Source organism: Nocardioides sp. Soil774, assembly GCF_001428125.1.
GTDB lineage: Bacteria > Actinomycetota > Actinomycetes > Propionibacteriales > Nocardioidaceae > Nocardioides.
Map to the genome: position 1 here is coordinate 63,977 of NZ_LMSM01000011.1, position 21,884 is coordinate 85,860.

A 21,884-nucleotide genomic window follows, 5' to 3' on the forward strand; every position below is an offset into this window, starting at 1 on the left:
GACCCGTCCGACGTACGTAGAAAGTAGAGCTTTGACCGTCACCACTGATTCCGTCCGCTCCGCCCTGGAGCAGGCCCCCGCGCTGGACCGGGTGGAGAGCCACCTCCACCCGGCCGGCTCCTTCGAGGTCTCCGACCACGAGGTCCCGACCGGTCGCGAGGAGATCTGGCGCTTCACGCCGCTCAAGCGGCTCAAGGGCCTGCACGCCGACGCTCCGCTCGACGGGCGCAACACCAAGGCCACGTGGAACGCGCCCGAGGGCGTCTCCGTCGGCGTCGTCACCGGCGACGAGGCCCGCGCCCTGCGCGGCGTGAGCGGCTGGGCGCCCAACACGCGCTTCACCGCCCGCGTGCTCGCCGAGGTGCCCGCGACGCTGCTCGTCGACGTGCCGGCCGACGTGGAGGCCTCCGAGCCGATCGTCGTCGAGGTCGACGGCACCGACGCCGACGTCACCAGCGGCGCCCACGTCGTGCTGCGCTTCGGCACCCACAGCAAGGCCGTCGTGGTGCTCAACCACACCGGCTCGGCCGCGGTCGCCGCGGTCGTCGAGGTGGTCGTCGCCGACGGCGCCGAGGCCAGCGTCGTCTCGATCCAGGACTGGGCCGACGACGCCGTGCACCTCTCGCACCACCAGGCCCGCGTGGGCCGCGACGCGACCTACAAGCACGCCGCGATCTCCTTCGGCGGCGACCTCGTGCGCATGGACGCCAACGTGACCTACGACGGTCCCGGCGGCTCCGCGGAGCTGCTCGGCCTCTACTTCGCCGACGCCGGCCAGCACATCGAGCACCGGATCTTCGCCGACCACACCGCGCCCCGCACGAAGTCGCACGCGGTCTACAAGGGCGCGCTGCAGGGCGAGAAGGCGCACACGGTGTGGGTCGGCAACGTGCTGATCCGCAAGGTGGCCGAGGGCATCGAGACCTACGAGGAGAACCGCAACCTGGTGCTCACCGACGGCTGCCACGCCGACTCGATCCCCAACCTCGAGATCGAGACCGGCGAGATCGTGGGTGCCGGCCACGCCTCGGCGACCGCCCGCTTCGACGACAACCAGCTGTTCTACCTGCAGTCGCGCGGGGTGTCGGAGAAGGAGGCCCAGCGCCTCGTCGTGCACGGCTTCTTCAACGACCTGATCCGCAAGGTGGGTGTGCCCTCGATCGAGGAGCGCCTCCTGGCGACCGTCGAGGCCGAGCTGGCCAAGAACGTGCTGAAGGAGCTCTTCTGATGGCCTTCGAGCGCGCCTGCTCCCTCGAGGAGATCCCGACCGACAAGGCCCTCGCGGTCACCCTGGGCCGCTTCGACGTCGCGATCGCCCGCGACGGCGACGAGGTCTTCGCCGTCGAGGACGTCTGCAGCCACGCCGAGGTCGCCCTCAGCGAGGGCGAGGTCGAGACCACCGACGGCGGCTGCCAGATCGAGTGCTGGCTGCACGGGTCGATGTTCGACCTGCGCACCGGCAAGCCCACGAACTTCCCCGCGACCGAGCCGGTCGCCACCTTCCCCATCGACGTACGAGGCACGGACGTCTACGTCGACACCGAGACCACCCTGAACGGAGTCACCCCCGCATGAGCAAGCTCGTCATCACCGACCTCCACGTGACCGTCGACACCGAGGACGGCCCCAAGGAGATCCTCAAGGGCGTCACCCTCACGATCAACGAGGGCGAGACCCACGCGATCATGGGCCCCAACGGCTCGGGCAAGTCGACGCTGGCCTACTCCATCGCCGGTCACCCGAAGTACACGATCACCGGCGGCTCGGTGACGCTCGACGGCCAGGACGTGCTGTCGCTCTCGGTCGACGAGCGCGCCCGCGCCGGCCTGTTCCTCGCGATGCAGTACCCCGTCGAGGTGCCCGGCGTCTCGGTGTCGAACTTCCTGCGCACCGCCAAGACCGCCATCGACGGTGAGGCCCCCAAGCTCCGCACCTGGGTCAAGGACGTCAACGCCGCGCTCGAGCAGCTCAACCTCGACCCGTCGTTCGGCACCCGCAGCGTCAACGAGGGCTTCTCCGGTGGCGAGAAGAAGCGCCACGAGATCGCGCAGCTCGAGCTGCTCGACCCCCAGGTCGCCGTGCTCGACGAGACCGACTCCGGCCTCGACATCGACGCGCTGAAGGTCGTCTCCGAGGGCGTCAACCGGTTCCGCGCCCGCGAGGGCAAGGGTGTCCTGCTGATCACCCACTACACCCGCATCCTGCGCTACATCGAGCCCGACTTCGTGCACGTCTTCGTCGACGGCAAGGTCGCCGAGTCCGGTGGCAAGGAGCTCGCCGACGAGCTCGAGGCCAGCGGCTACGACAAGTACCTCACCAAGGCCAACGCCTGAGCCACCGCGCCGCAACGAGAGAGGAGACCACCGTGGAGGGACTGCTTCCCGATCTGGAAGTCATCCGCAAGGACTTCCCGATCCTCGAGCGCACGCTCGCGGGCGGAGTGCCGCTGGTCTACCTCGACAGCGCCAACACCTCGCAGAAGCCGCAGGTCGTCATCGACTCGATGGTCGACCACCTCGAGCGCCACAACGCCAACATCGCCCGGGCGATGCACCAGCTGGGTGCTGAGTCCACCGAGGCGTTCGAGGCCGCGCGCGACCAGGTGGCGGCGTTCCTCAACGCCCCCTCGCGCAACGAGGTCGTCTTCACCAAGAACGCCACCGAGGCGCTCAACCTCCTCGCCCGCACGATCGAGCTCGGCCCCGGCGACAACGTCGTCATCACCGAGATGGAGCACCACTCCAACATCGTGTCGTGGCAGCTGGCGTGCGAGCGCTCGGGCGCTGAGCTGCGCTGGTTCGGCCTGACCGACGAGGGCGAGCTCGACATGAGCAACGCCGACCAGCTGGTCGACGAGCACACCAAGGTCGTCGCCTTCACCTGGGTGTCCAACATGCTCGGCACGATCAACCCGGTCGCCGACCTGGCGGCGCTCGCCCGGGCGCACGGCGCCCTGTCGGTGGTCGACGCCTCCCAGGCCGCGCCGCAGCTCACCGTCGACGTGCAGGCCGTGGACTGCGACTTCCTGGTCTTCACCGGGCACAAGGTCTGCGGCCCGACCGGCATCGGCGTGCTGTGGGGTCGCGAGCAGCTGCTCAACGAGCTGCCGCCCTTCCACGGCGGCGGCGAGATGATCGAGACCGTCACCATGGCGCGCTCGACCTACGCCAAGGCGCCGCACCGCTTCGAGGCCGGCACCCCGCCGATCGTCGAGGCCGTCGGGCTCGGCTGCGCCGTCGACTACCTCCGCCACATCGGCCTGGAGGCGATCCACCGCCACGAGCAGGCGATCACGGCGTACGCCCTCGAGGGGCTGCAGACGGTCCCCGGCGTGCGCGTGATGGGACCGCTCGAGGCGACCCGGCGCGGTGGTGCCATCTCCTTCGAGCTCGACGGCGTGCACCCGCACGACATCGCGCAGGTGCTCGACTCACGCGGCGTCGCCGTGCGCGCGGGGCACCACTGCGCCAAGCCGGCGCACGCCCGCTTCGGCGTGCAGAGCTCGACGCGGATGTCGTCCTACCTCTACACCACGCCTGCGGAGATCGACGCCCTGGTCGAGGGCCTCCACCACACCCGCAGCTACTTCAAGGTGGGCTGATGAGCACCGATCTCGACGCGCTGTACCAGGAGATCATCCTGGACCACTACAAGCACCCGCACCACAAAGGATTGAGGGGCGACCCGTCCTCTGCCGGCACTGCCGAGGTGCACCACGTCAACCCGACCTGCGGCGACGAGGTGACCCTCCGGGTCCACCTCGACGACGGCGTCGTCCGCGACGTGTCCTACGACTCCGTCGGCTGCTCGATATCCCAGGCCTCGGCATCGGTCCTGACCGACCTGGTGATCGGCAAGCCACTCGACGAGGCGATGACCATCCACCAGACCTTCCTCGAGCTCATGCAGGGCAAGGGGCAGGTCGAGCCCGACGAGGACGTCCTGGAGGACGCCATCGCGTTCGCCGGCGTCGCCAAGTTCCCCGCGCGCGTGAAGTGCGCCCTGCTCTCCTGGATGGCGTGGAAGGACGCGACCGCCCAGGCCCAGGCTGACAACGAAGGAAGTGCATCATGAGCGAGTCCCAGTCGATCGACCACGGCGACCTCCCCGACGTGCCCGAGGCCGGCGGCACCGCCGCGGCCGGCGGGACCTCCACGGTGACCGTCGAGGACGTCACCGAGGCGATGAAGGACGTCGTCGACCCCGAGCTCGGCATCAACGTGGTCGACCTCGGCCTGGTCTACGGCGTGCACCTCGACGAGGGCAGCAACGCCGTGCTCGACATGACCCTCACCTCGGCCGCGTGCCCGCTGACCGACGTGATCATGGACCAGACCGAGCAGGCGCTCGAGGGCCTGGTCAACGACGTCGCGATCAACTGGGTCTGGATGCCGCCGTGGGGCCCGGACAAGATCACCGACGACGGTCGCGAGCAGCTGCGGGCCCTGGGGTTCAACGTCTGATAACCCGTGGCGGCGGGGGACCGGTGCGGCGCACACTCCATGCGTGCTCAACCCCCACCCCACCCGCTACGCCGAGCTCAACGGCGTGCTCCACGACCTCGTCACCGGCGCTCAGGCGGCGCTGGGCGACGACCTCGTCGGGGCCTACCTCCAGGGCAGCTTCGCCCTCGGCGCGGGTGACCTGCACAGCGACTGCGACTTCCTCGTCGTCGTCAGGCGACGCCCCGACGCGCGACAGGAGGCTGCCCTCCGGGCCCTGCACCGCGACCTGCCGCACCGGCCGGGCTCGTGGAACAGGCACCTCGAGGGGTCGTACGCCGTCGTCGGCGACCTGCGCTCGACAGCGGGCCTGGGCCGACTGTGGCTCTACGTCGACCACGGCGCGGACGCGATGGAGTGGTCCGAGCACTGCAACCAGCCGTGGACCCGCTGGATCCTGCGCGAGCACGGCATCACGCTGGTCGGGCCGTGCCCGTCGGAGCTCATGGACCCGGTGCCCGACGACGTCCTGCGCACCCACGCCCGCGGCACGCTGGCCACGCTGAGCCGCGACGTGGAGGCCTGGTGCCCGCCGGGCGTCGCCTGGTGCCAGCGCTACCTCGTCGTGCAGGCGTGCCGGAGCCTCTACACGGTGCGCACCGGGCAGGTGGCCAGCAAGCGCGACGCTCTGCGGTGGGCGATGATGCACGGCGACCCGCGGTGGCGTCCTCTGCTGCAGCAGGTGCAGGCCGACCGCGACCTCGGCTTCGACGGGGGCGCCGCCCCGCGCGTGGGTTCGATGGACGCGGCGCGCGAGTTCGCGGCGTACGTCGCTGCCGTGGCCTGACGCGAGCCGGGCCGGGGGCCGTTCGGTCAGGGTATTTCGCCTCGTGACCATGACCGGCGCGCGGCGCACACTGGGCCCATGGTGACCCAGACGCTCCCCGTGCACCCGTCTGCCGACGAGATGCTGCAGGCCATCGGGCACGCCGTCATCGCCACCGACACGCGCGGGACGGTGCTCTACTGGAACGACGCCGCCGAGCAGCTCTACGGCTGGCCCGCCGCAGATGCCGTCGGCCGTGACATCACCGAGGTGACGGTCCCGGAGCTGTCCCAGCAGGCCGCGGCGGAGATCATGGCTGCGCTGCGGGAGGGCCGCACGTGGGCCGGCGGGTTCCCGGTCCGACGTCGCGGCGGAGAGGTGCTGCACGCGCTGGTCACCGACAGCGGCGTCTACCGCGACGGCGAGCTGATCGGCATCGTCGGCGCCTCGCTCAACCTCGGCGACGCCGTCCGGCACCTGATGGAGCGCTCCAGCGACGCCGCGGTCCTGGTCGACGAGCGCCACGTCGTCAGCTACGCCAGCCCGGCGGTGACGAACCTGTTCGGGTGGCCGGTGGACGCGGTCGTCGGGACCTCGCTGACGGACCTCATCCACCCCGAGGACCAGGACGCGTTCGCCGAGCTGCTGACCGCCGACCCGACCGTGGACGAGAGGGTCGGCGAGCTCCGCGTGCGCACCGACGGCACCTGGTCCTGGGTCGAGGTGGCGGTCACGGACCTCTACACCCAGCCGGGGTCGCGCAGCGTGGTCTGCAACATCCGGCGCAGCGAGCGCCTCGCACGCATCGAGGAGCGCGAGCGGCTGATCGAGGCGGTCCACTCCGAGGTGCTGCAGGACCTGTTCGTGGCCGAGCTCGAGCTCGACCGCGCCCTGACCCGGGCGGCCCCTTCGAGCGCGGCACGGATCGACGCCGCTCGCGACGCCCTGGGGCGAGCCATGGAGACGCTCCGCGAGGTCGTCAAGCCGTAGCGCCCGGGGCTCGGCCTGTGGTCGATGGCTAGGCTCCGGTCATGGAGCATCCGGAGGTCGACCCGTCCGACGTCGAGTTCGACCACGAGGAGCTGCGCGTCTTCTGGGACCTGGCCCGCTACCACGCCAAGCTCAACGCCGCCCCGACCTACTTCGGGCCCACCACCCTCGAGTCGGTCCCGCCGCCCGCGTGGGCGTGGGGCGAGACGCCGGAGGAGTCCGACGCCTTCGTCGTGTCGGTCCTCGCGGACGAGGCGGGGCGCACGTCCGCGCCCGTCTCGGACTACGACGGAGTGCTGCCCGAGGTCGGTGTGCTCTCCATCCTGTGCGACGGCGCCGGCACGCCGCGCGCGCTGGTGGAGGTGAGCGGCGTGAGGGTCGAGGCCGACGAGGTCGTCGAGTCGTTCACGGTCGTCTACCAGCCCTGACCCGCGCTGCGGGCGGCGTGTGGGAGAGTCCTCGCATGGCCGAGCGGATGACCTACCTCCTCGTCGACGGGGAGAACATCGACGCCACCCTGGGCACCTCGATCCTCGGCCGGCGACCCCGACCCGAGGAGCGACCCCGCTGGGACCGGCTCCTGGAGTGGGCCGAGCGGGCCTTCGACCAGGACGTCACCGGCCTGTTCTTCCTCGCCGCCAGCACCGAGCTGCCGATCAGCTTCGTGCAGGCGCTGCTCGCGATCGGCTTCAAGCCCGTCCCGCTGAGCGGCGAGGGCAAGATCGTCGACATCGCCATCCAGCGCACGGCCGAGGCGCTCGTCGAGCGCGAGGCGGACGTCGTGCTGGTGAGCCACGACGGCGACTTCGTCGAGCAGGTGTCGCGGCTCGCCGACGGGACGCGCCAGGTCGGCGTCATCGGCTTCACCGAGTTCGTCAACTCGCAGTTCCGCAACCTGCCCGGCCTGCGCATCTTCGACCTGGAGTACGACCTCGGCGCCTTCAACACCCCGCTGCCGCGTGTGCGGGTCATCCCGATCGACGAGTTCGACCCGCTCGACTTCCTCTGAGGACCTCCCGACCATGCCCCGTCGACTCGTCAGCTTCCACCTGTGCTCGCTCGACGGGGCGGTGGACGACCCGACCCGGGGCTTCCCGGTCGACGCGCCCGGCCCGCCGGCGTACGACGAGCGGATGGTCGCGCAGGAGGCGCGGCTGATCGCCCGGCAGGACTGCATGCTGCTCGGACGCGGGATGTACGACGAGTGGTCCCGGTTCTGGCCCACCGTGCGCGACGAGCCGTTCGCCGACTTCGCCAACGGCGTCAAGAAGTACGTCGTCACCTCCCGTCCGCTCGACCGCGAGTGGGGCGACGTCGAGGCGGTGGGCGGACCGCTCGCCGACCTCGTCGCCGACCTCAAGGAACGGCCCGGCGACGGCGACATCGGGCTCCACGGGAGCATCACCCTGACCCAGGCACTGCTCGCCGAGGGGCTGGTCGACGAGATGCAGCTCGCGGTCGCGCCGGTGCTCGACCCGGTCGGCCGGCGCCTCTCGGACGGGCTGCCCGACCTGGTCCGCCTCGAGCTCGTCGAGACCCTCTCGACGCCCGGCGGCGCGCTCTGGCTCACGTACCGGCGACCCGCAGGCTAGGTTCGGCCGGGTGTCCCTCGTCCTGGTCCCGCCCGCGCGCTGGGAGCGCTGGGTCGCCAACTTCGTGACCCGCCACGGCGAGGCGCCGCTGGAGGTGGTCGACGGCGCGCTGCGGGCGGAGGCCGCTGACGGATCGCACTTCGTCGCGCACCTGCCCTTCGCGACGGCGTACGCCGGCCCGGCGGAGCCGGGTGCCTTCGCTGCGGCTGCCGCGGCTCCCGCCGAGTGGGGCGTGCTGCTCGTGCGCAAGGGGGGCTTCGCGGTCGCGCGCCTGCGCGGCGGCGAGCTGGTCGAGCACAAGATCGGCCAGCGCCACGTGCAGGGACGCACCAAGGCCGGTGGGCAGAGCCAGCAGCGTTTCGCCCGGCGCCGCGACAACCAGGCGCGCCAGGCCTACGACGCGGCCGCCGACCACGCCGCGCGCATCCTCGCGCCCGGCGTCGTCGTCACGGGAGGCGACCGGGGCGCCGTGGACGCCGTGCTGGCCGACCCGCGGCTGCAGCGGCTGACCGTGGTCGAGCCGTGGCTCGCCGTCCCGGACCCACGCCGTGCGGTGCTCGACCAGGCGGTGCTCGACGCCGGGGCGCTGCGGGTCGAGGTCGTCAACGCGTGACCTCCGGCCCTGCCGGGCACTCACCGAAGTCCCTCGCCGCGCCGGGCGCGGCGGTCGTACGGTGACCGGGTGACCAACCCGATCGAGGTCCAGGGCCTCGTCAAGTCGTTCGGCTCCGTGCGCGCCCTCGACGGTCTCGACCTCGAGGTCAGCCGGGGCGAGATCCACGGCTTCCTCGGGCCCAACGGGTCGGGCAAGTCCACCACGATCCGGGTGCTGCTCGGGCTGCTGCGCGCCAACGGCGGGTCGGTGCGCCTGCTCGGCGGCGACCCGTGGGCCCAGGCCGCCGACCTGCACCGCCGCCTGGCCTACGTGCCGGGCGAGCTCGCGCTGTGGCCCAACCTGACCGGCGGTCAGGTGATCGACCTGCTGGGCCGTCTGCGCGGCGGGATCGACGAGCGCCGTCGTGCCGACCTGATCGACATGTTCGAGCTCGACCCGAGCAAGAAGGGGCGCACCTACTCCAAGGGCAACCGGCAGAAGGTCGCGCTCGTCGCAGCGCTCGCCAGCGACGTCGAGCTCCTGCTGCTCGACGAGCCGACCACGGGCCTCGACCCGCTCATGGAGGCGGTGTTCCGTCGGTGCGTCGACGAGTTCCGCGACAGCGGGCGCTCCGTGCTGCTCTCGAGCCACATCCTGGCCGAGGTCGAGGAGCTCTGCGACCGGGTCAGCATCATCCGCGCCGGACGCCGGGTGGAGACCGGGTCGCTGGCCGACCTGCGCCACCTCACCCGCACGACCGTGCGCTCGGAGACCGTGCGACCGCCCACCGCGCTGACCGGGATGGCCGGCGTGCACGACCTCGCCATCGACGGCAACCGGGCCGCCTTCGAGGTCGACACCGCCGAGCTCGACCCGGTGCTCGGGGTGCTGCGCGAGGCGGGCATCCGCACCCTGGGCGCCACACCGCCCACGCTGGAGGAGCTCTTCCTGCGCCACTACGGCGACACGCTGCCGGACCGGCCCGGGGCCGAGTCGTGACCGGGACGTGGACGCTGGTCCGGCACTTCCTGCGCCGCGACCGATGGATGCTGCTGTGGTGGTCGCTCGGCATCGCGCTGCTCTACTGGTCGCAGGCGGTGAGCGTCGAGGCGGTGTACGCCAGCCAGGCCGAGCTCGATCGCGCCGCCGCCCTGATGGGCTCCAACGCCGCGTTCGTCGCGATGGCCGGGCCGGCCCGTGCGCTCAACACCGTCGGGGGACAGGTGACCTGGCAGGCGACCGCCTTCGGCGCGGTCGCCATCGGGCTGATGTCGATGTTCCTCGTCGTGCGGCACACCCGGGCCGAGGAGGAGAGCGGCCGCGACGAGCTGCTGCGCGCGTCGGCCATCGGGCGCCGGGCGACGACGGCCGCGACCGTGGTCGTCGTCGCGCTGGCCAACCTCCTCGTCGGCCTCCTCGTCACGCTGAGCCTGGTGAGCTTCCCCCTGGCCGTCGGCGACTCTGCCGCGCTCGGGATCGGCCTCGCGGCGACGGGCCTGGTGTTCGCGGGCACCGCGTTGCTGGCCGCGCAGCTCACCAGTGGCGCGCGGGCGGCGTACGGCCTCACGGGCGTGGTGATCGGCACGGCCTACGTGCTGCGCGCCATCGGCGACGTGGGCACGCCCGTGCTGACCTGGCTCTCGCCGATCGGGTGGTACCAGGGGATGCACGCCTTCTCGGGGGTGCGGTGGTGGCCCCTGCTCCTCCTGGTCGCGCTGGCCGCGGTCGCGGTCGCCGCGGCGCTCGCCGTCTTCGCGCGGCGCGACCACGGCTCCGGCGTCGTGGCCGACCGCCCCGGCCCCGCGCGGGCCGGCGCGCTGCTCGGCACCCCGCTCGGCCTGGCCTGGCGTCTGCAGCGCGGAGCGGTGTGGGGATGGGCGGCCGGGCTCTTCCTCACCGGGCTGTCCTACGGCTCGCTCGGCACCGACGTCGGCGACCTGCTCGGCGACAGCGCGATGTCGCAGGAGATGTTCGTGCCCAGCGGCATGTCGCTCGTGGACGGCTTCTACGCCACCGCGATCCTGATGCTCGCGCTGATGTCGTCGGGCTTCGCGATCAGCAGCGCCCTGCGCCCGCGCCACGACGAGCTGGACGGTCGCGTGGAGGTGCTCCTGGCGACCGGCCTCTCCCGGACCCGCTGGCTGCTGACGCAGGTGGTGCTCACGACCCTCGCCTCGACCGCCGTGCTGCTCCTGGGCGGCCTCGGGCTCGGTGTCGGCTACTGGCTCACCGCCGACGACGGGGGAGCCGTCGGTCGCTACCTCCTGGCGACGCTGCCGCACGTCGCGCCGGTGCTGGTGCTCGCCGGCCTCACCACGCTGGCCTACGGCGTACGAGCCCGCTGGGCCGGGCTGGCCTGGCTCGGGCTCGTGCTGGCTCTCGTGGTCATGCTGTTCGGCACGGTCTTCCGGATGCCGGAGTGGCTGCAGGACCTCTCGCCGTTCCACCACCTCGCCCTGGTGCCCGCCGAGGACTTCCGCTGGGCGCCCCTGCTCGCGCTGGCCGCGGTCGCCGTTGCCCTGACGGCCGCCGGGATCGTCGGCTTCACGCGTCGCGACGTCGAGGTGCGCTAGGTTCGCGCGCATGGACGCCTCCGGGTGGCAGCCCGAGCCCGGGTGGCAGCGCCTCCCGGGCGCGGGTCCGGCCACGGCCGGGGTCTGGTCGGCCACGATCGGCGGTCGCGACGTCGTGGTGAAGCGGCTCGAGCGACCTGAGCCCCACGACGCACCGGGCGTGCTGGTCGCGGCCGACGTGAACTACTGGCGCCGCGCGGCCGACGTCGCCCTCAGCGGGGTCGTCGCCGACGCGCCCGGCATGCGCGAGGCGCCGGTGGTGCGGGTCGAGGAGGACGCGGACGGCGTCACGCTCGTGCACGAGCGCGTCGCCCACCAGGAGGCGCCGGGCCTGTGGCTCGCGGCGTGCCTGGGGCGCTTCGCCGCCGTCGACCTGGGGGAGCACCGGTGGCTGGCGCGCGACCAGCTGCGCAGCCGGCTCGCCCTGGTGGAGCGCCGTGGCGGCTGGCGCACGCTCGCCCGGACGCCGATGGCCGACGTCGCCGACCACCTCTGGACCCAGCGCACCGTGTGGCTCGACCGCTGCGACGCGCTCGCCCAGGTGGCGCAGCACGGCGACCCGTCGGCCGCCAACATCCCGGGTCGTACGCCGACCGGGGACGACGCGATCGCCATCGACTGGGCGCACCTGGGCCGCGGACCGGTCGGCGCCGACCTGGGCTACCTCTCCCTCGCGACGCGGGAGGACGTCGGGCCGCTCGTCGAGGCCTACGTCGCCGCCCTGCCGCCCGGCCTCGCCACGGCCGACGAGGTGGCGACCGGCGCGCGGGTCATGGCCGTCTACACCGCGCTGACCCGCCTCGACTGGGCGCTCGCCCGGGTCGCCGACGGCGATGGCGCGCTGGCGGGCAAGTTCCGCCACCCCAGCGTGGCGCCGTACATCCGCGCGATGCAGCGCCAGGTCGACCAGATCGAGGCCCTGCTGGCCTGAGGCGGTCGTGCTCGGGGCGTGGGCTCAGAGCTGGCTGGCGGAGAAGGTGTCGCAGGCTTGGAGGGTGCCCTGCTCGTAGCCGGTCGTGAACCAGCGCATCCGCTCCTCCGACGAGCCGTGGGTCCAGCCCTCGGGGTCGACGCCCTGGCCGGACTTCTGCTGGATGCGGTCGTCACCGACGGCCTTGGCCGAGTCGAGCGCCTCCTGGATGTCGGCCTGGTCGAGCCCGGCGAGCAGCTTGTCGCCGTCGCTGGCGTCCTTGGTCCACATGCCGGCGTAGCAGTCGGCCTGCAGCTCAAGGCGTACGGCGTCGGAGTTCGCGCCCTGCTGCGTGCGGACCTTGCCCATGGTGCCGAGCAGGTTCTGGATGTGGTGGCCGTACTCGTGACCGATCACGTAGGCCTCGACGAAGTCGCCGCCCTGGCCGCCCAGCTGGCCCTCGAGGACGTCCTTGAAGAACGTGGTGTCGAGGTAGATGCGCTGGTCGGGCGGGCAGTAGAACGGGCCGACCTGCGAGGTGGCCTGGCCGCAGCCGGTCTCGACCGCGCCGCTGAAGGTGCGCAGGGTGGCGGGTGAGAAGGCGGTGCCGCTCTGCTCGGGCAGGGTCTTCGACCAGTAGTCGACCAGCGAGTTCTCGATGGCCACGCGGGCGCAGTCGGCGTCGTTGTTGGCGTCGGCGCCGGTCTTGCAGTTGGCGTAGCGCTCGCTGTCGTCCATGCGGCTGGTGTCGGTGCCGGCGGAGCCGCCGCCACCAGGGGTCGGCAGGCCGCCACCGCCGCCGCCCACGCACTGGGTCAGCACGATGAACAGGATGATGATGATCACGCCGCCGATGCCGCCGCCGGCCTTGGTGCCGCCGGGGAGCGGGATCCGCATCGGGCCTCCGGTCGCGCCTCCGCGGCCGCCGTCACCGACTCGGGACGTGTCGAGCCTGGCCTTCGGGTTGAAGCGCATGGGGGTGCCTTTCAGCGGGTCATGAGGGCGGGTTGGTGCCTGTTGGGCACAGTAGCGCCTGAGTCGCCGATGGGGCTCCCGGAGCCACCCCTTCGTAGGATGTCGGGCGATGATCACCGCCCAGAAGCTCGAGGTCAGGGCCGGCGCACGGCTCCTCATGGAGGACGTCACCTTCCGCATCGCCGCGGGCGACAAGGTGGGCCTCGTGGGGCGCAACGGTGCCGGCAAGACGACCCTCACCCGCATCCTCGCCGGCGAGGGCACCCCGGCCGACGGCCAGGTGCTCCGCACCGGCGAGATCGGCTACCTCCCGCAGGACCCCCGCGTCGGCGACCCTGAGGTCATCGCGCGCGACCGGATCCTGTCCGCGCGTGGCCTCGACGACGTCGTACGCCGCCTGCGCGAGGCCGAGGTCGACATGGCCGACCCCGACCCCAAGGTCCACGAGCGCGGGATGAAGCGCTGGTCGCGTGCCGATGCCGAGCTGCACGCCGGCGGTGGCTACGCCGCGGAGTCCGAGGCCGCGCAGATGGCCGCGGCCCTCGGCATCGAGGAGCGCATCCTCGCCCAGCCGATCGGCACGCTGTCGGGTGGCCAGCGGCGGCGCGTCGAGCTGGCCCGCATCCTGTTCTCCGGCGCCGAGATCATGCTGCTCGACGAGCCGACCAACCACCTCGACGCCGACTCCATCGTCTGGCTGCGCGACTTCCTCAAGGCCCACCGCGGCGGGTTCGTCGTGATCAGCCACGACAACGCGCTGCTCGAGGCGACGGTCAACAAGGTCTTCCACCTCGACGCCAACCGCGCCGTCATCGACGTCTACAACATGGGCTGGCACAACTACCTGACCCAGCGCGAGGACGACGAGAAGCGCCGCAAGCGCGAGCGCCAGAACGCCGAGAACAAGGCCAAGGTCCTCACCGACCAGGCCAACAAGATGCGCGCCAAGGCCACCAAGGCGCAGGCCGCGCAGTCGATGCTCAAGCGCGCCGAGAAGATGATGGCCGGCATCGAGGGCGAGCGGGCGGCCGACAAGGTGGCGCGGATCGCCTTCCCCGAGCCCGCACCCTGCGGCAAGACGCCGCTGATGGGCTCGGAGCTGTCGAAGTCCTACGGCTCGCTCGAGGTCTTCACCGCCGTCGACCTCGCGATCGACCGGGGGAGCCGCGTGGTGATCCTCGGGCTCAACGGCGCCGGCAAGACGACGATGCTGCGCATCCTGGCCGGCGTCGACCAGCCCGACACCGGCGAGGTCGTGCCCGGCTACGGCCTGAAGATGGGCTACTACGCCCAGGAGCACGAGACGCTCGACGTCAACCGCACGGTGCTGGAGAACATGCACAGCGCGGCACCGGAGCTCACCGACACCCAGGCGCGCTCGGTGCTCGGGTCGTTCCTCTTCTCCGGCGACGACGCCCACAAGCCCGCCGGCGTGCTGTCGGGTGGGGAGAAGACCCGCCTCGCGCTGGCGATCCTGGTCGTCTCCAGCGCCAACGTGCTGCTGCTCGACGAGCCCACCAACAACCTCGACCCGGCCTCGCGCGAGGAGGTGCTGCACGCCATCCGCAGCTACACCGGCGCGATCATCCTCGTCACCCACGACGAGGGTGCCGTGCGCGCGCTCGACCCCGACCGGGTGCTGCTGCTGCCCGACGGCGACGAGGACCTGTGGAACGAGGACTACGCCGACCTGGTCTCGCTCGCCTGAGCCGCTCCCGCCGCACGTTACTGATCAGTAGTAACCTCGGGCCATGACTCCCGCAGAGCTTGCCGCCGTCGGTCTCCGCCTCGCTGTCGACGGCCCCGTCGCGACGATCACCCTCGACCGTCCCGACGTGCGCAACGCGCAGACCCCGGCCATGTGGCTCGCCCTCGCCGAGATCGGTGCGGGCCTGCCCGACGACGTACGCGTGGTCGTGGTGACGGGCGAGGGTGACACCTTCTCGGCCGGCCTCGACCGGGCGATGCTCGACCCCGCCAACGCCGGCGAGGGCAGCGTCCTCGGCCTGCTGGCCCTCAGCGACGACGACGCCTCGGCGCGCATCGAGGAGTTCCAGCGCGGCTTCACCTGGCTGCGCGACCCGCGCTTCGTCTCGATCGCCCGGGTGCGCGGCTACGCCATCGGTGCCGGCTTCCAGCTCGCGCTGTCGTGCGACCTGCGGGTCGTGGCCGACGACGCGAAGTTCTCCATGAAGGAGTCGGCCCTGGGACTGGTGCCCGACCTCACCGGCACCAAGCCGCTGGTCGAGCACGTCGGCTACGCACGCGCGCTGGAGATCTGCGCGACCGCGCGCGTGGTGGGTGCCGACGAGGCCGTACGCATCGGGCTGGCGACCGCTGCGGTGCCTGCCGCCGACCTCGACGCCGCCGTCGCCGACCTGGCCGCCGCGTTGACCGCGCCGATGCCGGGCGTGGTGCCGGAGACCAAGGCGCTGCTGCAGGGCGCGGCCGACCGCGACCTCGACGAGCAACGCCGGCTCGAGCGGGAGGCGCAGGTGCGCCGCTTCCGCGCGGTGGCGGCCGCCCTGGCCGGCTGAGCGTCGTACCCCTCAGGAACACTGGACGCGGTGCGGGTGTTGAGCCTGCGCTGACGTGGTGCGAGGGAAGGAGCTCGGATGTCGATGGGTCCAGGAGGCGGAGGTCCGCCGTGGCGGCACCTGCGCAGTGACCGCAGCGTGGTCGACACCAAGATCGAGCGCCGCACGCTTCGCCGGGTGCTGGGCTTCGCGCGACCTCACCGCAGGCTGATCGCGGGCTTCCTGGGCGTGACGGTGGTCGACGCGGCCCTGGTGGTGCTGCCTCCACTGCTGCTCAAGATGATCATCGACGACGGCGTCAGCTCCGGCGACACCTCGCTCGTGGTGTGGCTCGCCGTCCTCGTCGCGGTCGTCGCCGTCGTCGACTCCGGCTTCGGCCTGATCACCGGGTGGCTCTCCAGCCGCATCGGCGAGGGCCTGATCTACGACCTCCGCACCCAGGTCTTCGCGCACGTGCAGCGCCAGTCGCTGGCCTTCTTCACCCGCACCCAGACCGGTGCGCTCGTGAGCCGGCTCAACAACGACGTGATCGGCGCGCAGCGCGCCTTCACCTCGACCTTGCAGGGCACGGTCTCCAACATCATCTCCGCCGTCGTGGTGGGCGTGACCATGCTCTTCCTGAGCTGGCCGGTGACGCTGCTGTGCCTGGCGCTCTTCCCGATCCTGCTCATCGCCTCGCGGGTGGTGGGCAACAAGCTCGCCGACCTGTCGCGCCAGCAGATGGACGGCAACGCCGACCTCGGCAACGCGATGACGGAGCGCTTCAACGTCGGCGGCGCGATGCTGCTCAAGCTGTTCGGTCGTCGCGAGTCCGAGGACGTCGCCTATGCCCGCAAGGCCGCCGTGGTGCGCGACCTGGGCATCCGCATCTCGCTGCTGACCCGCATCTTCTTCGCCGCCATGACCTTGGTGCCCTCGCTCGCGACCGCGCTGGTCTACGGCATCGGCGGCTGGCTGGCCATCCGCGGCGACCTCTCGGTCGGCACGATCGTCGCCCTCGGCGTGCTGCTCACCCGCCTCCTCGGTCCGCTGCAGGGCCTCTCCAACGTGCGCATCGACGTGATGACCGCGCTGGTGAGCTTCGACCGCGTCTTCGAGGTGCTCGACCTGCCCTCCCTGATCCAGGAGAGGCCCGACGCCGTCGAGCTGGCGCCCACGGCGTCGCGGCTGGAGTTCGACCACGTCGCGTTCACCTACCCACGCGCCGACCAGATCTCGCTCGCCTCGCTCGAGACCGTCGCGCGCACCGAGTCCCGCGACACCGGCCAGGTGCTCCACGACGTCACCTTCACCGCCGAGCCGGGCCAGATGGTCGCGCTCGTGGGCCCGTCGGGGGCCGGCAAGACGACGGTCACCCACCTCGTGGCGCGGCTCTACGACGTCGAGTCCGGCGCGGTGCGCGTCGGTGGGCACGACGTGCGCGACGTGACGCTGCAGTCGCTCGAGGACGTCGTCGGCTACGTCACGCAGGACGCCCACATGTTCCACGACACCATCCGCGCCAACCTGCTCTACGCCCGCCCCGAAGCGCTCGAGGCCGACGTCTGGGCGGCGCTCGAGGCGGCGCAGATCGCCGGTCTCGTGCGCTCGCTCCCCGACGGCCTCGACACGGTCGTCGGCGACCGGGGATACCGGCTCAGCGGTGGGGAGCGCCAGCGCCTCGCGATCGCGCGGCTGCTGCTCAAGGCTCCCGCGATCGTGGTGCTCGACGAGGCCACCGCCCACCTCGACAGCGAGTCCGAGGCTGCGGTCCAGGCCGCGCTCGACGCCGCGCTCGAGGGACGTACGTCGCTGGTCATCGCGCACCGGCTCTCGACCGTCCGCGAGGCCGACCTGATCCTCGTCCTCGATGACGGCCGGGTCGTGCAGCAGGGCACGCACGCCGAGCTGCTCGCCGCCGGGGGTCTCTACGCCACCCTCCACGCGACCCAGTTCCGCGAGGCCGCGACGGCCCCGGCGCTCGGCTAGGTGCGGGGCTAGGTTGGCCCGATGGACCTCCAGCTCACCGACCGCGTCTTCATCGTCACCGGCGGCGCGCGCGGGCTCGGCCGGGCCACGGCCGACGTCCTGGTCGCCGAGGGCGCCCGGGTGGTGATCTCCGGGCGCAGCCAGGAGTCGCTCGACGAGGCGACCGCTGTCCTCGACGACGCGGCTGGGCGCCGGGCCGCCGTCGGGGTCGTGGCCGACAACGCCGACCGTGACGCGCCCGGCCGGCTGCTGGCCGCGGCGCAGGAGGCGTGGGGCCGCGTCGACGGAGCACTCATCAGCGTGGGCGGTCCGCCCAAGGGGCCGGTCAGCGCCATCAGCGACGACCAGTGGACCGCGGCGTTCGAGTCGGTCTTCCTCGGAGCCGTGCGCCTGGCCCGTGAGATCGGCGCAGCGCTGCCGTCGGGCGGCTCGATGGGCCTGGTCCTGTCGTCCAGCGTGCGCGCGCCGCTCCCGCAGATGGCGATCTCCAACGGCCTGCGCCCCGGGCTGGCCATGGTCGCCAAGACGTTGGCCGACGAGCTCGGTCCGGGGGGCGTGCGCGTCAACGGGCTGCTGCCCGGCCGCATCGCCACCGAGCGCGTCGCCGAGCTCGACGCGACGACCGGTGACCCGGAGGCCGCCCGGCGGGCCGCGGAGGCGACGATCCCGCTCGGCCGCTACGGCGAGCCGGAGGAGTTCGGGGCGGTCGCGGCGTTCGTGCTCTCGCCCGCCGCGTCATTCCTGACGGGCGTGATGCTCCCGGTCGACGGTGGGCTGCTGCGCGCCCTGTGAGGGCTCGTCGTCGTCCTCGGCCCCGGAGTCCAGCCGTTCGCGCCACGTCTTGCGGCGCGGCTTGGGCGCGGCCGCCGGGCTGGTGCGAACCGGCGCGCGCTCAGGTGCGCGCTCGGGTGCGCGGCCGCCCCGCAGCTCGTCGTAGATGAGGTAGAAGAAGCCGAAGACCGCCAGTGCCCCGAAGAACCACCACTGCAGGCCGTAGAAGAAGTGCGGTCCCTCGTCGAGCTCGGGCAGCTCCACCGGCTGGAGGGAGGTGGCCGGCTCGGGCGACTCGGTGCGGAGGTCGACCCACCCGCCGAGCACCTCGCGGTCGAGCGCCTCGGCGATCGCGCCGCTGTTGACCGCGCGGGTCGAGCTGCCGGAGACCTCGGTGCTGTCGCCCTCGGCGTCCTGGCGCACCCAGCCGGTCACCTCGACCTCGCCGGAGGGGGGAGCGGGTACGTCGGCGGTGGTCGCGCCACGGTTGTCGGTGGCGTACCACCCGCGGTCCACCAGCAGCGCGGAGCCGTCGGCGAGCTCGAGCGGCACGACGACGTCGACGCCGGCTTCTCCGTCGCGAGTGCGGTAGCGCACGATGACGGTGTCCTCGACGTCGTAGGTGCCCGTGGCCTCCACGATGCGCCACTCGTCGTCAGCGGCGACGTCGCGGCCGGGCGCCAGCACCTCGGTTACGGGAGCGGCGCCGGCCTTCTCGTTGCGCTCGATGATCGAGTTGCTCTCCCTGCGGTCGTCGAGGCGGTGGAACTGCCACTCGCCGAGGCGCCAGGCGACCCAGGCGAGGAAGACGACCACGAGTGCGAAGACGATCCAGCGGCGTGAGACCAGGAACCGCAGCTTGTGCACGGGCCGAGGTTATCCGGCGCGTCCTGAGTCGTTGGGGGCCACCTCGTTAGAGTGGTGGCTGTGACGACACCTCTGGCAGACCGCTTCGGCCGCGTGGCCACGGACCTGCGCGTGTCCCTGACCGACCGGTGCAACCTGCGCTGCAACTACTGCATGCCGGCCGAGGGCCTCGACTGGCTGCCCACCGACCAGACGCTGACCGACGACGAGGTCGTGCGCCTGATCACGATCGGCGTCGAGAAGCTCGGCGTCCGAGAGGTGCGCTTCACCGGGGGCGAGCCGCTGCTGCGCCGCGGACTGGTCGACATCGTCGCCCGCACCCACGCCCTCGGCGTGGAGACCTCGCTGACGACGAACGCGCTCGGCCTGACCCGCACCGCGCAGGCGCTGGCCGACGCCGGTCTCGACCGGATCAACGCGAGCATCGACACGGTCCGCCCGGAGACCTTCCACACGATCACGCGGCGCGACCGGCTCAAGGACGTCGTCGAGGGCCTCGAGGCGGCCAAGGCGGCCGGGCTCGGTCCGATCAAGCTCAACGCCGTGCTGCTGCGAGGCACCAACGACGACCAGGCCGCCGAGCTGCTGCGCTGGGCGGTCGACCACGGCTACGAGCTGCGCTTCATCGAGCAGATGCCGCTCGACGCCCAGCACGACTGGAGCCGCACCGAGATGGTGACGGCCGACGAGATCTTCGCGCAGCTCACCGCCGAGTTCACCCTCACCCCGCACGGCGAGCCGCGCGGCAGCGCACCGGCCGAGCTCTTCGACGTCGACGGGGGACCGGCCACCGTCGGCATCATCGCCTCGGTCACCCGCCCGTTCTGCGGCGACTGCGACCGCGTGCGGCTCACCGCCGACGGCCAGGTCCGCAACTGCCTCTTCGCCCGCGAGGAGTCCGACCTCCGTACGGCGCTGCGCTCCGGCGCCACCGACCAGGAGATCGCCGAGCGCTGGGTCATCGCGATGCTCGGCAAGCGCGCGGGCCACGGCATCGACGACGTGACCTTCCTGCAGCCCGACCGGCCCATGTCGGCGATCGGCGGGTAGGCACCCTGCGCGCCTACTCGTTCGGCTTCGTGGGCGCGCTCCTGCTCGTCGCCATCGGCTTCGTCGTGGCCGCGCTGGGTGCCGACCCTGCTGCTCGTGGCGCGTACGTCGGCATGGCCGTCCTGGTCGGCTCGGCTGCGCTGGCTGCGACCGGGCTGCTCCTCGCCATCGAGCGACGGCGCCGACGCGGCTGAGCGGTGTCGGGGGTCGACGTGCGAGCCTCGGGGCCACTCCTTCCGCAGGCCGCAGGTCCTTGACCGGACCTTCGGCGACCCTGCCCTCGCGGTCGGCAGCGACTGTCGGTGGCGACGACTATAATCGATCACATGATCGAGATGCTGGCAGGACCTCCAGAGGCTGAGGCAGACGCCCTCAGCCCGGCCGGCCTGCTCGCCTCGATCCGGGCCTCGCGCGAGATCGAGAACAAGGAGGCCGCCCGACAGCTCGACCTCGCCGCCCGTTGGGCGGACCTGCACCCGCCCGAGTCGATCCACTCCGCGGCCGCGTTCACCGTGCCCGGTTCCGAGCACGAGGAGCCGATCGCAGGCGACGGCTGCCCGCTGGTCGCGGAGTTCTGCATCGCCGAGGTCGGCACCGTGCTGGGCATCTCGACGGTGGCGGCGAAGAAGCTCATCGGCCACGCCCTCGAGCTGCGTCACCGGCTGCCGCGGTTGTGGGCGCAGGTGCAGTCGGGGCGGGTGCCGGCCTGGCGGGCCCGATTGGTCGCGGAAACCACCATCCACTCCACTCCCGCCCTGACCTCCGACGCAGCCCGCTTCGTCGACGCCCAGGTTGCCGCCGTCGCCGGGAGGATCGGGACCGCGCAGCTCGACCGGCTCGTCGCGGAGACCATCAAGCGGTTCGACCTCGCGGAGGCTGATCCCTCCGCGGATCCCGAGGAGGGCTACCTCCACGTCGACCCCCGCCACGTCACGATCCACGACGAGGACGTGCACTTCGCCGGCACCGTCCGGATCGAGGCCGAGCTCGGCCTCGCCGAGGCCCTCGACCTCGAGAACGCCGTCGCGCACGGTGCCGCGACCCAGAAGGCCTTGGGCTCGACAGAGTCCCTCGACGCCCGCCGGGCCAGTGCGCTCGGCGATCTCGCCCGGACCCAGACCGCGCTCGACCTGTTCTCCCAGGGACCTACGGGCGCCACGGCACAGGACGGCCTTCCCGCGGCTCGCGAGGTCGTGCTCCATGCCCACCTCGACGCGAGCGTCCGGGACGGGCAGACCGTCTTCGGTCCCACCGGTCGTCTCGAGGAGCGCCAGCGGCTCCTGCTCCTCGACCAGCTGCAGTCGTGGTGCGCCGACTCCCGCACCCGGATCACGATCAAGCCGGTCATCGACCTCAACTCCGACCTGTCCACCTCGGCGTACGCCGTGCCCGACAGCATCCGGGAGTTCGTGATTCTCCGAGACGGCACGTGCGTGTTCCCCTGGTGCGGCCGCAGCGCGCGGGCCTGCGACGTCGACCACGTCGTCGAGTTCGACCATGAAGCAGAGATCGAAGGCCGAGCACAGCCCGGCCCGACCACGACGTCCAACCTCGCCGCCCTCTGTCGCTTCCACCACCGCCTCAAGACCCACTCCGCCTGGCGCTACGACATGGTCGAGCCCGGGGTCTTCGAGTGGACCTCCCCCCACGGGCACCGCTACCGCCGCGACCGCACCGGCACCACCGCGCTCGATCCACCCGGCCGACCATGACCCCGCACCCCGCCAGCCGTGAGCTGACGGGGCACCAGGGGTGCGCGGTGTCCGTCGCGACGGCCGGAGGCCCGTG

General features: G+C 72.2%; 24 protein-coding genes. 22 read left to right on the top strand and 2 right to left on the bottom strand.

Going from position 1 to position 21,884, the window contains the following annotated elements; all coding sequences use genetic code 11:
• Positions 1–31: 31 nt before the first annotated feature.
• The 15 genes from sufD to ASG76_RS17360 all read left to right on the top strand — a co-directional run bounded on the left by sufD (position 32) and on the right by ASG76_RS17360 (position 11,949).
• A complete protein-coding gene (sufD, locus tag ASG76_RS17290; protein ID WP_056606376.1) occupies positions 32–1,228 on the top strand; it encodes a Fe-S cluster assembly protein SufD in 1,197 nt (398 codons plus the stop codon).
• Entirely contained in the window at positions 1,228–1,575 is a 348-nt protein-coding gene (locus ASG76_RS17295) for a non-heme iron oxygenase ferredoxin subunit (protein ID WP_157559182.1), read from the top strand. Before sufD ends, ASG76_RS17295 begins: the two co-directional genes overlap by 1 nt.
• Positions 1,572–2,333, top strand: coding sequence for a Fe-S cluster assembly ATPase SufC (sufC, locus tag ASG76_RS17300; protein ID WP_056606379.1), 762 nt, complete (start codon positions 1,572–1,574; stop codon positions 2,331–2,333). Before ASG76_RS17295 ends, sufC begins: the two co-directional genes overlap by 4 nt.
• 32 nt (positions 2,334–2,365) lie before the next feature.
• Positions 2,366–3,601, top strand: coding sequence for an aminotransferase class V-fold PLP-dependent enzyme (locus ASG76_RS17305; RefSeq protein ID WP_056606382.1), 1,236 nt, complete (start codon positions 2,366–2,368; stop codon positions 3,599–3,601).
• Positions 3,601–4,074 carry a Fe-S cluster assembly sulfur transfer protein SufU gene (sufU, locus tag ASG76_RS17310; RefSeq protein ID WP_056606385.1) on the top strand — a complete coding sequence of 158 codons (474 nt, stop codon included), beginning with the start codon at positions 3,601–3,603 and terminating at the stop codon, positions 4,072–4,074. The genes ASG76_RS17305 and sufU overlap by 1 nt, the downstream gene beginning before the upstream one ends.
• On the top strand, positions 4,071–4,463 hold the full coding sequence (locus tag ASG76_RS17315) for a metal-sulfur cluster assembly factor (protein WP_056606388.1): 393 nt from the start codon (positions 4,071–4,073) through the stop codon (positions 4,461–4,463). The genes sufU and ASG76_RS17315 overlap by 4 nt, the downstream gene beginning before the upstream one ends.
• A 43-nt stretch (positions 4,464–4,506) precedes the next feature.
• Positions 4,507–5,289: an aminoglycoside adenylyltransferase domain-containing protein gene (locus tag ASG76_RS17320; protein WP_056606390.1), complete on the top strand. Its 783-nt coding sequence runs from the start codon at positions 4,507–4,509 to the stop codon at positions 5,287–5,289.
• 78 nt (positions 5,290–5,367) lie between these two features.
• A complete protein-coding gene (locus tag ASG76_RS17325; protein ID WP_056606393.1) occupies positions 5,368–6,258 on the top strand; it encodes a PAS domain-containing protein in 891 nt (296 codons plus the stop codon).
• 41 nt (positions 6,259–6,299) lie between these two features.
• Positions 6,300–6,686 (top strand): hypothetical protein, encoded by a 387-nt coding sequence (locus ASG76_RS17330; RefSeq protein ID WP_056606396.1) that lies wholly within the window; start codon positions 6,300–6,302, stop codon positions 6,684–6,686.
• Between the two features lie 35 nt (positions 6,687–6,721).
• Entirely contained in the window at positions 6,722–7,267 is a 546-nt protein-coding gene (locus tag ASG76_RS17335; RefSeq protein ID WP_056606400.1) for an NYN domain-containing protein, read from the top strand.
• Between the two features lie 13 nt (positions 7,268–7,280).
• A complete protein-coding gene (locus tag ASG76_RS17340) occupies positions 7,281–7,850 on the top strand; it encodes a dihydrofolate reductase family protein (RefSeq protein ID WP_056606403.1) in 570 nt (189 codons plus the stop codon).
• 10 nt (positions 7,851–7,860) lie between these two features.
• The gene (locus ASG76_RS17345) at positions 7,861–8,463 is read left to right on the top strand and encodes an acVLRF1 family peptidyl-tRNA hydrolase (protein WP_056606406.1); all 603 of its coding nucleotides are present in this window, start codon (positions 7,861–7,863) and stop codon (positions 8,461–8,463) included.
• 69 nt (positions 8,464–8,532) lie between these two features.
• Positions 8,533–9,444 (top strand): ATP-binding cassette domain-containing protein, encoded by a 912-nt coding sequence (locus tag ASG76_RS17350; protein WP_056606409.1) that lies wholly within the window; start codon positions 8,533–8,535, stop codon positions 9,442–9,444.
• Positions 9,441–11,018, top strand: coding sequence for an ABC transporter permease (locus ASG76_RS17355; protein ID WP_056606412.1), 1,578 nt, complete (start codon positions 9,441–9,443; stop codon positions 11,016–11,018). The genes ASG76_RS17350 and ASG76_RS17355 overlap by 4 nt, the downstream gene beginning before the upstream one ends.
• A gap of 10 nt (positions 11,019–11,028) precedes the next feature.
• Complete coding sequence (locus tag ASG76_RS17360; protein ID WP_056606415.1) at positions 11,029–11,949, top strand: phosphotransferase; 921 nt, start codon at positions 11,029–11,031, stop codon at positions 11,947–11,949.
• Between the two features lie 24 nt (positions 11,950–11,973).
• Here ASG76_RS17360 and ASG76_RS17365 read toward each other — a convergent pair whose 3' ends face one another.
• Positions 11,974–12,903 carry a neutral zinc metallopeptidase gene (locus ASG76_RS17365; protein WP_056606418.1) on the bottom strand — a complete coding sequence of 310 codons (930 nt, stop codon included), beginning with the start codon at positions 12,901–12,903 and terminating at the stop codon, positions 11,974–11,976.
• 109 nt (positions 12,904–13,012) lie between these two features.
• Between ASG76_RS17365 and ASG76_RS17370 the strand changes: the two genes are divergently transcribed.
• From ASG76_RS17370 to ASG76_RS17385, 4 genes are all read left to right on the top strand, one after another.
• A complete protein-coding gene (locus ASG76_RS17370) occupies positions 13,013–14,611 on the top strand; it encodes an ABC-F family ATP-binding cassette domain-containing protein (RefSeq protein WP_056606421.1) in 1,599 nt (532 codons plus the stop codon).
• A 43-nt stretch (positions 14,612–14,654) separates the two neighbouring features.
• Complete coding sequence (locus ASG76_RS17375) at positions 14,655–15,440, top strand: enoyl-CoA hydratase/isomerase family protein (RefSeq protein ID WP_056606424.1); 786 nt, start codon at positions 14,655–14,657, stop codon at positions 15,438–15,440.
• A 138-nt stretch (positions 15,441–15,578) separates the two neighbouring features.
• Entirely contained in the window at positions 15,579–17,408 is a 1,830-nt protein-coding gene (locus ASG76_RS17380; RefSeq protein WP_235529714.1) for an ABC transporter ATP-binding protein, read from the top strand.
• 21 nt (positions 17,409–17,429) lie between these two features.
• Positions 17,430–18,200 (top strand): SDR family oxidoreductase, encoded by a 771-nt coding sequence (locus ASG76_RS17385; protein WP_056606427.1) that lies wholly within the window; start codon positions 17,430–17,432, stop codon positions 18,198–18,200.
• On the opposite strand, the gene ASG76_RS17390 is transcribed toward ASG76_RS17385, so the two are convergent.
• Positions 18,144–19,046 carry an SURF1 family protein gene (locus ASG76_RS17390; protein WP_056606430.1) on the bottom strand — a complete coding sequence of 301 codons (903 nt, stop codon included), beginning with the start codon at positions 19,044–19,046 and terminating at the stop codon, positions 18,144–18,146. The genes ASG76_RS17385 and ASG76_RS17390 overlap by 57 nt on opposite strands.
• Positions 19,047–19,106: 60 nt before the next feature.
• Here ASG76_RS17390 and moaA point away from each other — a divergent pair, with 60 nt between their 5' ends.
• The 3 genes from moaA to ASG76_RS17400 all read left to right on the top strand — a co-directional run bounded on the left by moaA (position 19,107) and on the right by ASG76_RS17400 (position 21,808).
• Positions 19,107–20,096 carry a GTP 3',8-cyclase MoaA gene (moaA, locus tag ASG76_RS17395; protein ID WP_056606433.1) on the top strand — a complete coding sequence of 330 codons (990 nt, stop codon included), beginning with the start codon at positions 19,107–19,109 and terminating at the stop codon, positions 20,094–20,096.
• A 29-nt stretch (positions 20,097–20,125) separates the two neighbouring features.
• Entirely contained in the window at positions 20,126–20,290 is a 165-nt protein-coding gene (locus ASG76_RS19200; RefSeq protein ID WP_157559183.1) for a hypothetical protein, read from the top strand.
• Positions 20,291–20,422: 132 nt separating this feature from the next.
• Positions 20,423–21,808, top strand: a complete 1,386-nt coding sequence (locus ASG76_RS17400) for an HNH endonuclease signature motif containing protein (protein ID WP_056606436.1) — start codon at positions 20,423–20,425, stop codon at positions 21,806–21,808.
• Positions 21,809–21,884 lie beyond the last annotated feature (76 nt).

Excerpts from the sequence above, each read along its gene's own strand:
- ASG76_RS17360 (WP_056606415.1), top strand. The coding sequence starts at position 11,029 with ATGGACGCCTCCGGGTGGCAGCCCGAGCCCGGGTGGCAGCGCCTCCCG.
- ASG76_RS17330 (WP_056606396.1), top strand. The coding sequence starts at position 6,300 with ATGGAGCATCCGGAGGTCGACCCGTCCGACGTCGAGTTCGACCACGAG.
- ASG76_RS17295 (WP_157559182.1), top strand. The coding sequence starts at position 1,228 with ATGGCCTTCGAGCGCGCCTGCTCCCTCGAGGAGATCCCGACCGACAAG.
- ASG76_RS17400 (WP_056606436.1), top strand. The coding sequence starts at position 20,423 with ATGATCGAGATGCTGGCAGGACCTCCAGAGGCTGAGGCAGACGCCCTC.
- ASG76_RS17335 (WP_056606400.1), top strand. The coding sequence starts at position 6,722 with ATGGCCGAGCGGATGACCTACCTCCTCGTCGACGGGGAGAACATCGAC.
- ASG76_RS17385 (WP_056606427.1), top strand. The coding sequence starts at position 17,430 with ATGGACCTCCAGCTCACCGACCGCGTCTTCATCGTCACCGGCGGCGCG.
- ASG76_RS17365 (WP_056606418.1), bottom strand. The coding sequence starts at position 12,903 with ATGCGCTTCAACCCGAAGGCCAGGCTCGACACGTCCCGAGTCGGTGAC.
- sufU (WP_056606385.1), top strand. The coding sequence starts at position 3,601 with ATGAGCACCGATCTCGACGCGCTGTACCAGGAGATCATCCTGGACCAC.
- ASG76_RS17325 (WP_056606393.1), top strand. The coding sequence starts at position 5,368 with ATGGTGACCCAGACGCTCCCCGTGCACCCGTCTGCCGACGAGATGCTG.
- sufC (WP_056606379.1), top strand. The coding sequence starts at position 1,572 with ATGAGCAAGCTCGTCATCACCGACCTCCACGTGACCGTCGACACCGAG.
- ASG76_RS17370 (WP_056606421.1), top strand. The coding sequence starts at position 13,013 with ATGATCACCGCCCAGAAGCTCGAGGTCAGGGCCGGCGCACGGCTCCTC.
- ASG76_RS17340 (WP_056606403.1), top strand. The coding sequence starts at position 7,281 with ATGCCCCGTCGACTCGTCAGCTTCCACCTGTGCTCGCTCGACGGGGCG.
- ASG76_RS17375 (WP_056606424.1), top strand. The coding sequence starts at position 14,655 with ATGACTCCCGCAGAGCTTGCCGCCGTCGGTCTCCGCCTCGCTGTCGAC.
- ASG76_RS17315 (WP_056606388.1), top strand. The coding sequence starts at position 4,071 with ATGAGCGAGTCCCAGTCGATCGACCACGGCGACCTCCCCGACGTGCCC.